14 protein-coding genes and 1 tRNA gene are annotated in these 13,165 nt (G+C 64.7%); 4 read left to right on the top strand and 11 right to left on the bottom strand.

Translation table 11 applies throughout. From position 1 onward, the window contains the following. Nucleotides 1–11 precede the first annotated feature (11 nt). The 10 genes from astD to PQR08_RS15590 all read right to left on the bottom strand — a co-directional run bounded on the left by astD (nucleotide 12) and on the right by PQR08_RS15590 (nucleotide 10,582). A complete protein-coding gene (gene astD, locus PQR08_RS15635) occupies nucleotides 12–1,484 on the bottom strand; it encodes a succinylglutamate-semialdehyde dehydrogenase (RefSeq protein WP_250483454.1) in 1,473 nt (490 codons plus the stop codon). Between the two features lie 12 nt (nucleotides 1,485–1,496). Then, nucleotides 1,497–2,528 (bottom strand): arginine N-succinyltransferase, encoded by a 1,032-nt coding sequence (gene astA / locus PQR08_RS15630; RefSeq protein ID WP_238287996.1) that lies wholly within the window; start codon nucleotides 2,526–2,528, stop codon nucleotides 1,497–1,499. Further along, nucleotides 2,525–3,571, bottom strand: coding sequence for an arginine/ornithine succinyltransferase subunit alpha (gene aruF, locus PQR08_RS15625; RefSeq protein WP_250483538.1), 1,047 nt, complete (start codon nucleotides 3,569–3,571; stop codon nucleotides 2,525–2,527). Before aruF ends, astA begins: the two co-directional genes overlap by 4 nt. Nucleotides 3,572–3,587: 16 nt before the next feature. Then, entirely contained in the window at nucleotides 3,588–4,814 is a 1,227-nt protein-coding gene (locus PQR08_RS15620; protein WP_250483453.1) for an aspartate aminotransferase family protein, read from the bottom strand. A 132-nt stretch (nucleotides 4,815–4,946) separates the two neighbouring features. Beyond that, complete coding sequence (locus PQR08_RS15615) at nucleotides 4,947–5,924, bottom strand: GlxA family transcriptional regulator (protein ID WP_238288238.1); 978 nt, start codon at nucleotides 5,922–5,924, stop codon at nucleotides 4,947–4,949. A 46-nt stretch (nucleotides 5,925–5,970) separates the two neighbouring features. After that, a complete protein-coding gene (locus tag PQR08_RS15610; RefSeq protein ID WP_238210350.1) occupies nucleotides 5,971–6,798 on the bottom strand; it encodes an ABC transporter ATP-binding protein in 828 nt (275 codons plus the stop codon). 18 nt (nucleotides 6,799–6,816) lie between these two features. Continuing rightward, complete coding sequence (locus PQR08_RS15605; RefSeq protein ID WP_238210348.1) at nucleotides 6,817–7,551, bottom strand: ABC transporter permease; 735 nt, start codon at nucleotides 7,549–7,551, stop codon at nucleotides 6,817–6,819. A 23-nt stretch (nucleotides 7,552–7,574) separates the two neighbouring features. Continuing rightward, nucleotides 7,575–8,264 (bottom strand): ABC transporter permease, encoded by a 690-nt coding sequence (locus tag PQR08_RS15600; RefSeq protein WP_250483452.1) that lies wholly within the window; start codon nucleotides 8,262–8,264, stop codon nucleotides 7,575–7,577. Between the two features lie 283 nt (nucleotides 8,265–8,547). After that, entirely contained in the window at nucleotides 8,548–8,946 is a 399-nt protein-coding gene (locus PQR08_RS15595) for a hypothetical protein (RefSeq protein WP_250483451.1), read from the bottom strand. Nucleotides 8,947–8,995: 49 nt separating this feature from the next. Continuing rightward, nucleotides 8,996–10,582 carry an EAL domain-containing protein gene (locus tag PQR08_RS15590; RefSeq protein WP_250483450.1) on the bottom strand — a complete coding sequence of 529 codons (1,587 nt, stop codon included), beginning with the start codon at nucleotides 10,580–10,582 and terminating at the stop codon, nucleotides 8,996–8,998. Nucleotides 10,583–10,856: 274 nt separating this feature from the next. On the opposite strand from PQR08_RS15590, the gene PQR08_RS15585 reads away from it, so the two are divergent. The 4 genes from PQR08_RS15585 to rpsU all read left to right on the top strand — a co-directional run bounded on the left by PQR08_RS15585 (nucleotide 10,857) and on the right by rpsU (nucleotide 12,756). Beyond that, nucleotides 10,857–11,396, top strand: coding sequence for a GNAT family N-acetyltransferase (locus tag PQR08_RS15585; RefSeq protein ID WP_250483449.1), 540 nt, complete (start codon nucleotides 10,857–10,859; stop codon nucleotides 11,394–11,396). Between the two features lie 54 nt (nucleotides 11,397–11,450). Then, a complete protein-coding gene (locus tag PQR08_RS15580; protein ID WP_051626923.1) occupies nucleotides 11,451–12,044 on the top strand; it encodes an IMPACT family protein in 594 nt (197 codons plus the stop codon). A gap of 26 nt (nucleotides 12,045–12,070) precedes the next feature. Continuing rightward, complete coding sequence (locus tag PQR08_RS15575) at nucleotides 12,071–12,379, top strand: 2Fe-2S iron-sulfur cluster-binding protein (RefSeq protein WP_250483537.1); 309 nt, start codon at nucleotides 12,071–12,073, stop codon at nucleotides 12,377–12,379. A gap of 164 nt (nucleotides 12,380–12,543) precedes the next feature. Then, the gene (gene rpsU / locus PQR08_RS15570) at nucleotides 12,544–12,756 is read left to right on the top strand and encodes a 30S ribosomal protein S21 (protein WP_006999077.1); all 213 of its coding nucleotides are present in this window, start codon (nucleotides 12,544–12,546) and stop codon (nucleotides 12,754–12,756) included. A gap of 319 nt (nucleotides 12,757–13,075) precedes the next feature. Here the strand turns inward: rpsU and PQR08_RS15565 are convergent. Further along, nucleotides 13,076–13,152, bottom strand: a tRNA-Met gene (locus tag PQR08_RS15565). Nucleotides 13,153–13,165 lie beyond the last annotated feature (13 nt).

Genomic DNA, 13,165 nt, shown 5'->3' with positions numbered 1-13,165 from the left:
ATTTCCCGTACTTAAAACGTGAGTCCCGGCGATACGCTCGCGGGCATCTGCAATTGCGCGCTTTCCACCGACGCCATCGGATACGAGCAATAGTCCGCCGCGTAATACGCGCTCGGCCGCTGATTGCCCGAGCGTCCGATGCCGCCGAACGGCGCCGCCGAAGATGCGCCGTTGGTCGGCCGGTTCCAGTTGACGATGCCCGCGCGGATCGCGCGCTGGAAGTGCTTCCATGCGGCTTCGTCGTCGGCGAGGAGACCTGCGGAAAGGCCGAAGGCGGTGTCGTTCGCGCGCTCGATCGCTTCGTCGAAAGTCCTGTAGCGCGTGACCTGCACCATCGGACCGAAGTGCTCTTCGTCGGGCACGTCGCGGGCGTTCGTCACGTCCAGAATCGCGGGCGACACGAAGCCGAGGTTCGCGGCGCGCTGCGTCATTTCGAGCACCGGCTTCGCACCCGCTTCGATCAGACGCGTCTGCGCATCGACGAGGCGCGCCGCCGCGCGCGCCGAAATCACGGCGCCCATGTACGGCTGCGGTTGATCGTCGAATTTGCCGACAGCGATGTTCGCGCTCACCTCGGTGAAGCGCTGCATGAATCGCTCGCCGAAGGCATCGTCGGGAACGAAGAGACGGCGCGCGCACGTGCAACGCTGCCCCGCCGACAGAAACGCCGACTGGATCGTGTGATGCACGGCTGCATCGATATCTTCGACGTTCGCGACGACGAGCGGATTGTTGCCGCCCATCTCCAGCGCGAGCACGATCTCGGGACGGCCGCCGAACTGCTTGTGCAGCAGCGTGCCCGTGTCCGAACTGCCAGTGAAGAACAGACCGTCGATCTGCCGGTGATTCGCGAGCGCGACGCCGGTATCCTTCTCGCCCTGCACGAGATTGAGTACACCCGCGGGCAATCCGGCCTGAATCCACAGTGCGAGCGTCGCGGCCGCGACGCCGGGCGCGAGTTCCGACGGCTTGAACACGACGGCATTACCCGCGATCAGCGCCGGCACGATATGCCCGTTCGGCAAGTGCCCCGGAAAGTTGTATGGTCCGAACACGGCGACAACACCATGCGGACGATGCCGCAATACCGCGACGCCATCGGCCATCGGCGCGCGCTTTTCGCCGGTGCGCTCGTGATATGCCTGCACGGAGATATCGACCTTCGCCGCCATCGATGCGACTTCCGTGCGCGCTTCCCACAGCGGCTTGCCGGTCTCGCGGCCGATCGCGCTCGCGAGCGCTTCCTTGTTCTCGTTCAGCAACGCGGCGAAGCGTTTGGCGATCGCGACGCGCTCATCGAACGAAAGCGCGGACCACGAAGCGAACGCGCGCCGCGCCGACGACACCGCGCGATCCACGTCTTCCGCCGACGCGCTCCGGCCTTGCCATACGGTTTCATCGGAACCCGGATTACGCGATGCGAACGCCGCGCCCTTGCCTTCCTGCCAGGCGCCGCCGATATACAACTGGTTCGAAATATCCATGTTCTCTCTCATTCATTTTGCTCGCGGATAGGACGTCAGCACGCGCACGTCATCGCCTTCCTTCACGCGCAATGCGGCGGCTTCTTCCGCCGTCAGCAGGAACGCGCCGTTCTCGACCGCGCCCGTCGTCGCACCGCAGCGGAAGTCTTCGAGCAGCGTGTTCGATACGAGGCTCTTCGCGTTGCTGTCCGTCTCCGTGCGATCGCCGATGCGCACGCGGGCCAGCACGCTCTCGCGCACCGTGCGCAAGTCGGCCGTATGGCATTCGAGCACCGGGCCCGCATCGAAGATATCGACGTGATTCTCGTAACGCAGCCCTTCGGCTTCGAGCATCTTGCGCGCGGGCGTCGTGTCCTTGTGCGTGACGCCGACCGCGCGTTGCGCGGCATCGGGCAGCAGGTCGAGATACACCGGATAGCGCGGCATCAGCTCGGCGACGAACGACTTCTTGCCATGTGAGCTCAGGTAATCCGCTTCGTTGAAATCGATCTGATAGAAGTGCGAGCCGACCGCGTTCCAGAACGGCGACTCGCCGTTCTCGTCGAAATGGCCGCGCAATTCCGCGCACAAACGCTGCGGAAAGCGATCGGTGAACTGCGCGATGAACATGAAGCGCGAACGCGACAGCAAACCGCCCACGCCGGCCGTCCGGTAACGCGGGCTCAGAAACAGCGAGCACACTTCCGCATAACCGGTCAGATCGTGCGAGATATTGAGCAGCGACATGCGCGTCCAGACGCCCATGTCCTTGCTCGCATGCACGACCGTCGACACGCGATAGTTGTAGAACGGCTGCTCCAGCCCGACTTCCGTTTCGATGCCGCACACCCCCGCGACATCGCCCGTCGCGGTGTCTTCCATCACGAAGAAATAGCCCGCTTCAAAGGCTTGCGCATCGCCGTCGAGCGTGCGGCGCGCGCGTTCGACGCGTGCCGCGAGCGCATCGCGATCCGGCTTGAACGTGGTGAGTCCCGGACCCGTTTCCTGGGCGAGCGCGACGAGCGCATCGACATCGCCCGGCTGCGTGCAACGCACGACGATCATTGCAATTCTCCCGATGCCTGATGCAACGGCACGCAACGCACCGTGTCCTTGTCCTCCACGCCGAGCGCGGCGCGCGCGGCGGCGGTCAGTGCGGCGCCGTCGGCGCGCGTGCCCGCGAGTCCGGCGACGATGCAGCGGAACTCATGCGCGCCGCCCGCCGCGACGATATACGGCGCGCCGCTTTCGGACGCGCCGTCGCGCACCGTGCGCAGTTCGCTCGAACTCGCCGATGCGCTCTTGCCGACGGCGATCGTGAGCACCGGGCCCGCGTCGAAGATATCGACGAAACGATCCGGCTCGAAGCCTTCTTCGAGATGGATGTCGTAGGCGAGCAGCGTGCCTTCGTTCGGCTCGCCGAGCACGCGCTGCGCTTCGCCGGGCAGCAAAGGCACGTAGAGCGGATAGCTCGGCATCACTTCCGCGATGAACGTGCGGCTGCGTCCGCCCGATTCCGATTCCACCTGCTCGAAGTCGCGACCGAAGAACTTGCGCCCGACCGCATCCCAGAACGGCGACGCGCCGGCATCGTCGGTGACGCCGAGCATCAGCGAAAAGACTTCGCCCGAGAAGCGCTTGCGGTTCGCGGCGATGTAGATCATGCGCGCGCGCGACAGCAGATGCGCCGCTGCTTCGTTCGCTTCGTCGCGCAGCGACGGATCGATGTAGAAACCCGTCAGGCGGCTCTTGCCCGTGAGTTCATGCGACATCGTGAGCGCGTGGATCTTGCGGTTCACCTTGAGCTCGCGCGACGCGTGGATCAGCGCGTCGTTGCGAAACGCGTAGAACGGCTCGGAATAGCCCGCCGACGCGACGATGCTCGACGTGCCGAGCAGCCTGCCCGTTTGCGAATCTTCGAGCACGAAGAGATAGAACTCCTCGCCGGGAAATTCGACTTCGGCGCGAAACGAGTCTTCCGACAGCGCGACGCGCGTTTCGAGCGCGCGCCTGTCGCGCGGCAGCGAGTGCAGCACGGGAAGCGCTGCGCGCGCCATCCGTTCGAGCTCGTCGAGATCGGAGAGTCTTGCGGGACGGACGAATAGCATCATCGGGTCCTGTGGGTCACTTGACGGCGGCGGCGCCGACGACCTGTTCGATCGCCTTGCCGATGCGCGCGAAACCTTCGTCGAGATCGGCCATCGGCATGATGAGCGACGGTGCGAAGCGCAGCACGTTCGGCCCGGCGATCAGCATGATGACGCCGTTCGCCGCCGCCGCATTGAGCACGTCCTTCGCGCGGTCCTTGTAGGCGTCGTTCAGTTCCGCGCCGATCAGAAGACCCCGCCCGCGAATCTCCTTGAACATGCCGAAGCGCTCGTTCAGACGCTCAAGATGCGCCTTGATCGCGCGGCTGCGCTCGTTCACGCCTTCGAGCAGCTTCGGATCGCTGATGAGTTCGACGACCTTCTCCGCGATCGACGCGCCCAGTGGATTGCCGCCATACGTCGTGCCGTGCACGCCGACCTTGAAATGCGCGGCGATCTCGGTCGTCGTGAGCATCACGCCGATCGGGAAGCCGTTGCCCAGCGCCTTCGCGCTCGTGAGAATGTCGGGCGTCACGCCGTATTGCATGTACGCGTAGAACGTGCCCGTGCGGCCGACGCCGGTCTGCACTTCATCGAAAATAAGCAGCGCGCCGTGCTTGTCGCACGCTTCGCGCAGGCCCTTCAGGAACGCGGGATCGGCGGGCAGCACGCCGCCTTCGCCCTGCACCGGCTCGACGATGACCGCGCAGGTTTTCGGGCCGATGGCTTCGAGCGCCTTCGGCAGATCGTTGTACGGCAGATGACGGATGCCCTGCGGCTGCGGGCCGAAACCTTCGGCGTACTTCGGCTGGCCGCCGACGCTCACCGTGAAGAACGTGCGGCCATGGAACGACTGCGTGAACGAGATGATCTCGATCTTGTCGTCGCCGTGATTGTCGATTGCATAGCGGCGCGCGAGCTTCAGCGCCGCTTCGTTCGCTTCCGCGCCCGAGTTCGCGAAGAATGCGCGATCGGCGAAGGTCAGATCGGTCAGGCGTTTCGCGAGACGCAACACCGGCGCGTTGGTGTAGCCATTGCCGATGTGCCAGAGCTTTTCGCCCTGCTCGTGCAGCACTTTCAGCAATTCGGGATGGCCGTGGCCCAGCGCCGTCACCGCGATGCCGCCGGCGAAATCGACGTAATCGCGGCCTTCGGTGTCCCATACGCGCGAGCCGCGGCCCCGGTCGGGCACGAAACTGGCCGGCGCGAACACCGGAACCATTACTTCGTCGAATGTACCGCGATTCACATTGATGTCGGTCATGAGCCACTCCTCGTCAGGTTCGTGCATCGGTGTCGTGCACCGGTTCTTGGCAGTCAGGTTCGATATTAGGCAATCGCGCGCGTTCCGTCTTGCGCGTTCGCGACATGCTTCGATGGGCTTTTTCGCTGCTTTTCAGGCGGGTTCGGGCGGCTCGATCAGCGCGCCGCCGCGCGGCTCGTCGATGGCGCCGCCGCGCTGCTTTTCGATCCAGTTGCGGCGCTCCTCGCGCGGCGTCACGCCGAAGCGGTCGCGATACGCATTGGAAAAGTGCGCCGCCGATGAAAAGCCGCACGCGAGGCTGATCTGCACCACAGATTTGCTCGTGCGCTGCAACTGCGTGCGCGCTTTCGTCAGGCGCAGATTGAGGTAATACTTCGACGGCATCGCGCCGAGATACTGGCGAAAGAGCCGTTCGAGCTGCCGGCGCGAAATGCCGACGAGATTCGCGATTTCATCGGTGGCGAGCGGATCTTCGATGTTCGCTTCCATCAGTTGCAATGCATCGTTCAGGCGCGGATGACGCTCGCCGGGCGCGGTGACGAACGGAATGCGCTGACGCTCGGTGCCCGCGCGCAAGGTGCCGATGCCGAGCGAATCCGCGATGCGCTCCGCGAGATCCGGGCCGTGGTCGCGCGCGATCATCGCGAGCATGAAGTCGATGCTCGCCTGGCCGCCGGAACACGTGGCGCGATCGCGGTCGATTTCGAAAATCTGCTGGCTGACGATCGCGCGTTCGAACTGCTCGGTGAATTGCTGATACGTCTCCCAGTTCACCGCGACGCGATATTGCGCGAGCTGGCCGGCCATCGCGAGCCACCACACGCCGTGATGGATGCCGGTGACGAGCGGCGTGCGCGGCGCGACGCGCGCAAGGCTCGCGAGAAAGAGCCGGTAATCGGCGAATTGCTGATAGCGCTCCGACACGACGATGAGCCAGTCGCAGCGCACCGCGTCGTTGAACGCGCAATCGGCCGGGAGTTGCGCGCCGCCCGAAAGCGGCACGGGCCGGCCGTCCCAGGAACAGATGCGCCATTCGTAGAGACGATGGCCGTCGATCTCGTTGGCGAGAGAAAGTGTGTCGATGATCGGGCCGATGCCGCTCATCGACATCGGCGGGAGCGCGACGATCGCAACCTGCAGCGGCGCGCCTGCCACGTTATTTCAGGCTGCCCGACAGGAACTGGCGCAGACGCTCGCTCTTCGGCGCGCTCAGCACTTCCGCGGGCGCGCCCTCTTCTTCCGTGCGCCCCTGATGCAGGAACATCACGTGATTCGACACATTGCGCGCGAAGCCCATCTCGTGCGTGACGACGATCATCGTGCGGCCTTCCTCGGCGAGCTTCTGCATCACCTTCAGCACTTCGCCGACGAGTTCGGGATCGAGCGCGGACGTGGGTTCGTCGAAGAGCATGACGTCGGGATGCATCGCGAGCGCGCGCGCAATCGCGACGCGCTGCTGCTGGCCGCCCGACAAATGCGACGGATACTGCTTCTCGACGCGCGGCGGCAGGCCCACTTTCTCCAGATACGTGCGCGCGCGGTCTTCCGCTTCCTTCTTCGACACGCCGAGCACGTGCATCGGCGCTTCCATCACGTTCTCGATGGCCGTCATGTGCGACCAGAGATTGAAATGCTGGAACACCATCGCGAGCTTGGTGCGCACGCGCTGCAACTGCTTGTGATCCGCGACTTCGAGATTGCCCGCGCGGTCGGCCTTTGTGCGCACCGTTTCACCATCGACGATGATCTGCCCTGCGTTCGGCCGCTCCAGAAAATTGATGCAGCGCAAAAACGTGCTCTTGCCCGAGCCGCTCGCGCCGATGATGCTGATCACATCGCCCGCGCGGGCGGCGAGCGAGACGCCCTTCAACACTTCGTTGTCGCCGTAGCGCTTGTGAATGTCCTCGGCGACGAGCTTGGTCGCGACGTCTTTGGCGGTTGGCTCCAACGCTTTCTCCTCGGGTGATGACAGGGACTGATGCATGGGTTCGAATTCTACCGCTCAGGCGCGCCGTGCCGTTCGCGCCGCGCCCGCCGGCCGCAGGTACGCGAGCCAGTGCTGCTCCGCGCGCCGGAAAGCCGCGACGAGCGCGAACGAGATCGCCACGTACAGGAGCGCCGCGATGCCGAACGACTCGAACGATTGATAGGTGGCCGAATTCGCATCGCGCGCGACCTTGAGGATATCCGGCACGGTCGCGGTGAAGGCGACGGTTGTCGCGTGCAGCATCAGGATCACTTCGTTGCTGTACAAAGGCAAGGCGCGGCGCAGCGCCGACGGCAGGATCACGCGGCGATACATCGTGAAGGTGCTCATGCCGTAGGCACGCGCGGCTTCCACTTCGCCGTGGGGAATCGCGCGGATCGCGCCGGCGAAGATTTCGGTCGTGTAGGCGCACGTATTCAGTGCGAACGCGAGAATCGCGCAATTGAAGCCGCTGCGAAAGAACGCTTCGAGCAGGGATTGCGTGCGCACGAATTCCAGGCTGTACATGCCCGTGTAGAGCAGCAGCAGTTGTACATAGAGCGGTGTGCCGCGAAACACGTACGTGTAGATGCGCACCGGCGTCGAGAGCCAGCGATTGCGCGACACGCGCGCGCAGGCGAGCGGCACCGCCGCGCAAAAGCCGAGCACGATCGAGGCCGCGAGCAGCCATAAGGTGACGACGAGGCCCGACGCGCGCATGCCGTCGGAGTACAAAAACGGACGCCAGTATTCGGCGAAGATCTGGATCATGGCTTGTCGCTCGCTGGCAAAGGTCAGAGTTCGGCGTGCCGCACGCCGATCGAATAGCGGCGCTCGAGCGCCATCAGCACGAGATTCGACGCGCTCGTGATCGCGAGATAGATCAGCGCCGCGATCAGGATGAAGAAGAACATGTTGAACGTGCTCTTGCCCGCGTCCTGCGAGGCCTTCACGACATCGGCGAGACCGATGATCGACACGAGCGCCGTCGCCTTCACGAGCACCTGCCAGTTGTTGCCGATGCCCGGCAGCGCGAAGCGCATCATCTGCGGAAAGAGGATGCGGCCGAACACGCGCATGCCGCTCATGCCGTATGCGCTGCCCGCTTCCAGTTGGCCGCGCGGCACCGCGAGAAACGCGCCGCGAAAGGTTTCGGTGAAGTACGCGCCGTAGATGAACCCGAGCGTGAGCACGCCGGCCGTGAACGGATCGATGTCGAACTGATCCCAGCCGAAGGCATCGGTCAGATTGTTCACCGCGATCTGGATGCTGTAGAAAAGCAGCAGCATCAGCACGAGATCGGGTACGGAGCGAATGAGCGTCGTGTATGCGGTCGCGATGCCGCGCAACGGCGCGTGACGCGAGAGTTTCGCCGATGCGCCGGCCAGGCCGAGCAGCACCGATACCGCGAGAGACAGCACCGCGAGCGCGAGCGTTTCCTTAGCGCCCGCCCAAAGGACCGGGCCGAAGCCGTACAGGTTCAAGTGTCGCCTCCAACGTCTTTCGTGTTGATCGGAAAGAGACGGAGCGCGCTTCGAAAGACACGCTCCGGCGATGGCGGCGATACTCGCAAGCGAAGATCAATCGCTCAATGATGAGGAAGTGTGTTTGCTGCGACGCAGCATCAGGACGACGCGAGCGGCGGCGCGCTCATGCGCCCGCCGCGCAACGCTGCCCGCGCGCGACAGACAGGAAAACCCGCATACGCGCGGCGGACGAAACTTGCGTTTTTCAGGTCGCATTTTCGATAGACCGCGCGCCGGCCTTTCACGCGCGCGCGACGCTCCGCACGAGCTGCGCGACCTGCCCGTTCGCCACGGCGATCTCCGGGCTGTCCTGCAGCAAGGGCAGGAACTGCTCCGCGAAGACGGGATCGCGCGTCCCGGCGCTGAACATGTCGACGACCGCCTTCGCGTGCGCGATGCGCGCGTCGGCGGTGGCTTCGTCGTCGTCGAGCACGTCGTCGATGGCCGCGATCAGCGTCGACAGCGGCGCGAGCCAGCGATACGCCGAACCGTTGATCACGATCTGCAGGAATTCGCCCGGCGACACCGGCCCGAACTCGGCTTCGTGGCGCGCGCGCAGATGCGCGAGCACGCTGCGATGAAGCGCGAGCAGCGGATGCCGCACGTCGCGCAGGAAAGCGGTGGCTGTCTGGTCGTTCATGGTCGTGCCTCGTCTGGAAACGACTAATGTGAGGACGATTCGGTATCGATCAAGCGCCGCGCGTCCTGCCCGCGTAACGGATGAATTCCGCGGCGGAGAGCGGCGCGGAAAAGAGCCAGCCCTGCCCGAACTGGGCGCCGCGCGCGAGCAGATACGCGGCCTGCTCCTCGTGCTCGATGCCTTCGGCGATCACCTGCACGTCGAGCGTCGTGGCCATGTCGATGATATGCGACGCGACGCTGCTCGACGCCGCATCCTGTCCGACGGTATCGACGAAGGACTTGTCGATCTTCAGGCCGTCGATGCGAAAGTTCTGCAGATGCGAAAGGCTCGAATAGCCGGTGCCGAAATCGTCGAGATACACGGCGTGGCCCGCGTCCCGGAACGCGCTGATGACTTCCTTGGCGGCTTCGGCATCGAGAAAGCTGCGCTCGGTCGCCTCGATACGGATTTGCGACGGCCGCACGCCCTGTTGCGCGATCGCCGGGCCGAGCACGTCGAGAAAACGATGCGTCGTGAGATCCTGCGCGGAAAGATTCACCGACACGTAGTACTCCGGGTAGCGCTTAAGAAAATCGCCGAGCTCCAGCAGGATCGTATCGAGCACCTGATCCGTGATCGCCTGAATCAGCCCGCGATGTTCCGCGAGCGGGATGAAATGATCGGGCCGCACGATGCGATCGTGATACTTCCAGCGCACGAGCGCTTCGGCGCCGACGCAGCGTCTCGTGCCGAGATCGACGATCGGCTGATACGCGACGATGAATTGATGCCGCCGCACCGCGTCCGTCAGCTGGCCGCGCGGAGAAAGCCGGCGCACGATGAAGAACGCCGCCCAGCTCGCGCACGCGAGCCCCACCACGACGCCGCCGAGCAGCCAGCCCCAGGGCAGCGTGCGCAGGCGCTGATGCAGCGTCTGATGCGGCGCGCTCACGACGACCGCGAGCGGCATCGACACCGAACGGCGCACGACATACGGCGAGCAGTCGCGCGCGGGCGGCGCGGTGCGATACACGGCGAGGATGGCGTTGGCGTCGGTGGCGGGCGTGGTCGCGATCACGCGGCTCACTTCCGTGTTGATGATGGCGACGCCGCTCGCGACTTCGTCGTTCGCATCGAGCGTGTCGACGTAAAGCGAAGGATCGGCGGCGACGTAGAAGCCGTTTCGGCCCATCACGAGCGAAGACTTGCCGCCCGGCAGACGCGACAGGCCGTACCACGCCATGATGCCGTCGCGCGAGCGCCAGTCGGGCGGCGGCAGCGTGAGGCCATCGAGCACGCCCGCCGACACCGCGCCGAGCAGCGATGAGCATTGCCAGCGGCCATCGTGATCGTAGGCGCCGGCGTCGCGCACCTGTTCGTGCGTGAGCGCGATGCGCCGCAGCTCTTTCAGATACGGCGGCGAGCATGGCGTCGCCGCCACCTTGCCGATCTCCCCGAGCGCACCCGATAGACGTCGCGTCACGTCTTCGGCGCGATGGAGCGCGGCTCTCGCGACCGTGTTGAGGCGCTCGGCCTCGTCATGCCGCTGGCTGCGCTGCGCGAAAAGAAAACCGATCCCCGCTGGCGCAAGCGCCGCGATTACCACGATGACGATCAGAAGCGCCGCCAGCGCACCACGTTGAATTTTGTTCATTGCGTGTTATGGACCGCGGCGCGAGGCACGTCGCGCGCGCGTTTTTCGTTCCCTGCTCGACTGCGTCGGCTCGTGTTGCGCCGCTCTTGCGAGAGTCTCGGACAAACGACCTAGTGTAGGGGCCGCGCATCGCCCGATTCAACGTTTCTTTGCCCGAAAACTCGCCCCTTTAGTGGGCTTCCGCACGGCCCGCGAGCCCTTTTTTTGCGGACCGTGCGCCGTGCGAAAATGGCCAGACCAGAAACGGTGATTTTCCTTGCATCGAACGACAACTATGAACTCACACGATTGCCCGCGTCCGCTCGTGCGCGACGCCGCGCCCGGGGACTTCGACGCCATCGCGCGCATCTATTCGCACTACGTCGAACACGCGCTCGCGACTTTCGAGGAGGTCGCCCCGTCCGTCGACGACATGCGCGCGCGTCACGCGGCGATCGCGGCGGCGGGCCTGCCCTATCTCGTCGCCGAGCTCGATGGCCGGCTGGCGGGCTATGCATATGCGTCGGCTTACCGGCCGCGCTCGGCTTACCGCCATACGATCGAGGATTCGGTCTATGTCGCCGAGGGTTCTGGCCGCAGCGGCATCGGCCTCGCGCTGCTCACGGCGCTCATCGAGCGATGCGAACGCGGACCGTGGCGGCAGATGATCGCGGTGATCGGCAACAGCGGCAACGCCGGATCGATCGCGCTGCACGCGCGGCTCGGCTTCGAGCATGTCGGCGTGCTGCGCGATGTCGGCTTCAAGCACGGACGATGGGTCGATACGGTGCTGATGCAGCGCGCGCTGAACACGGCCTCGGACGCCGCCGCATAAGCGGGCGCGCCGAGCGGCTATGATTCGACATTTGCCTTTCCGCGCATTCTCGCTTTGCCCACGTATACCCTCGCCTCTCCCGTCAGCGCCGAAATCGACATCCGCAAGAGCCGTTTCATCGCGCTCGCGCTGCCCGTCGCGAACCGCGATGAAGCCATGCGCGAGCTCGAACGCCTGCGCGCCGAGCATCCGACGGCGACGCACGTTTGCTGGGCGCTGCTCGCGGGCGGTCAGTCGGGCATGTCCGACGACGGCGAGCCCTCCGGCACCGCCGGCCGGCCGATTCTCGAAGTGCTGCGCCATCACGAAGTCGATGGCGTGCTGGCCGCCGTCGTGCGCTACTACGGCGGCATCAAGCTGGGCGCGGGCGGGCTCGTGCGCGCCTATACCGACGCGATCGCCAGCGCGATGCAACTGGCCGAGCGCATCGAACGCATCGAGCGCGGGTTGATCGGCATCGAAATCGACTACGCCGACGAAGCCCGCGTGCGCCGCTGGATCGAGCAGCACGATGCCGAACTCGTTCAAAGCGAATACGGGATGAGCGTGCGCCTGGTGGTGCGCATGCCCGCCGTGGCGCGCGAGCCCGCCGCCGCCGAACTGCGCGATCTCACCAATGGCCGCGCGGCTGTCGAGGTGAAAGCGTGAGCGACGACGCGCCGCGCGCCTTCGCGATGGTCATCGATCCGGGCGGGCACTTCGTCGCGGTAAGGGACGGCGTCACGCTCCTCGAAGCAGCGTTGCAGGCGGGTCTGTCGCTGCCGCGATCGTGTCGCAACGGCACCTGCCGCGCATGCATGTGCCGGCTCGTCGATGGCGAGATCGCGTATCGCATCGAGTGGCCGGGACTCACCGCCGAGGAAAAGACCGAGGGATGGATTTTGCCCTGCGTCGCGCTCGCTCGATCGGACGTGATCATCGACCAGCCCGACGCACGCGAGGCTGCGCCCGATTCGCGGTCTGTCCGTTCGCGCGGATTCTGAACCCGGGTATTTCGGGATTGTCGTCTCGATTCAACGACCTACGATGTGATTCCCGAGTCCGCGTGTACGGGTTTTCGTACAAAGTGCGTGCAGGCCGACTCTCAAAAAGTGTACAATTGCGTTTTGCCCTAAATTCTGGCAGGGCCAGATCAACCGAGATTTCAATGACTAAAGTACTGTTGAAAGAGAACGAGCCTTTCGACGTCGCCATGCGTCGTTTTCGCCGTACCGTCGAACGCACGGGCCTGATTCAAGAGCTCAAGTCGCGCATGGCCTATGAAAAGCCGACCACCGAGCGCAAGCGCAAGAAAGCTGCTGCTGTCGCTCGTCTGCGCAAGCAGATCCGTCGCGCGCAATTGCCGAAGAAATTCTATTGAGCGACGCGGGGCATCGCGCCCTCGTCCGTCCTGAGAGGACCGGCATCGCAGCCTGAGATCGATCGGGTCGCGGTTTCGCGCGCAGGTCGCGTGAAAGCTCGCGGATTTGCGCACTTTGAGTTGCGCCCCAATCGATACAAGTTGGCAAGATTGCACAAAGCCTGCATGAGTGAAAGCTCATGCAGGCTTTTCGTGCTTGGCGAGGCGTTTTTTTGACTGAGAGATTGGGCGCGCGCCCTGTCGATATAAAGCAGAAGCGAAGAAAGCGCGCGCAGAAAAGCAAAGAGCCCGGATTAACCGGGCTCTTTGCTTGAAGATTTGGTTGCGGGGGTAGGATTTGAACCTACGACCTTCGGGTTATGAGCCCGACGAGCTGCCAGACTGCTCCACCCCGCGTCTGAAGAATTAA

Origin of the sequence: Caballeronia jiangsuensis, from assembly GCF_046030135.1 — a bacterium.
GTDB classification, from domain to species: Bacteria; Pseudomonadota; Gammaproteobacteria; order Burkholderiales; family Burkholderiaceae; genus Caballeronia; species Caballeronia jiangsuensis.
This window is presented reverse-complemented; position numbering and strand designations above follow the sequence as displayed.

Coding starts and splice junctions, on each gene's coding strand:
- aruF (WP_250483538.1), bottom strand. CDS start 3,571: ATGCTATTCGTCCGTCCCGCAAGACTCTCCGATCTCGACGAGCTCGAA.
- rpsU (WP_006999077.1), top strand. CDS start 12,544: ATGACTAAAGTACTGTTGAAAGAGAACGAGCCTTTCGACGTCGCCATG.
- astA (WP_238287996.1), bottom strand. CDS start 2,528: ATGATCGTCGTGCGTTGCACGCAGCCGGGCGATGTCGATGCGCTCGTC.
- PQR08_RS15605 (WP_238210348.1), bottom strand. CDS start 7,551: ATGATCCAGATCTTCGCCGAATACTGGCGTCCGTTTTTGTACTCCGAC.
- astD (WP_250483454.1), bottom strand. CDS start 1,484: ATGGATATTTCGAACCAGTTGTATATCGGCGGCGCCTGGCAGGAAGGC.
- PQR08_RS15585 (WP_250483449.1), top strand. CDS start 10,857: ATGAACTCACACGATTGCCCGCGTCCGCTCGTGCGCGACGCCGCGCCC.
- PQR08_RS15620 (WP_250483453.1), bottom strand. CDS start 4,814: ATGACCGACATCAATGTGAATCGCGGTACATTCGACGAAGTAATGGTT.
- PQR08_RS15610 (WP_238210350.1), bottom strand. CDS start 6,798: ATGCATCAGTCCCTGTCATCACCCGAGGAGAAAGCGTTGGAGCCAACC.
- PQR08_RS15575 (WP_250483537.1), top strand. CDS start 12,071: ATGGTCATCGATCCGGGCGGGCACTTCGTCGCGGTAAGGGACGGCGTC.
- PQR08_RS15595 (WP_250483451.1), bottom strand. CDS start 8,946: ATGAACGACCAGACAGCCACCGCTTTCCTGCGCGACGTGCGGCATCCG.
- PQR08_RS15615 (WP_238288238.1), bottom strand. CDS start 5,924: ATGTCGATGAGCGGCATCGGCCCGATCATCGACACACTTTCTCTCGCC.
- PQR08_RS15590 (WP_250483450.1), bottom strand. CDS start 10,582: ATGAACAAAATTCAACGTGGTGCGCTGGCGGCGCTTCTGATCGTCATC.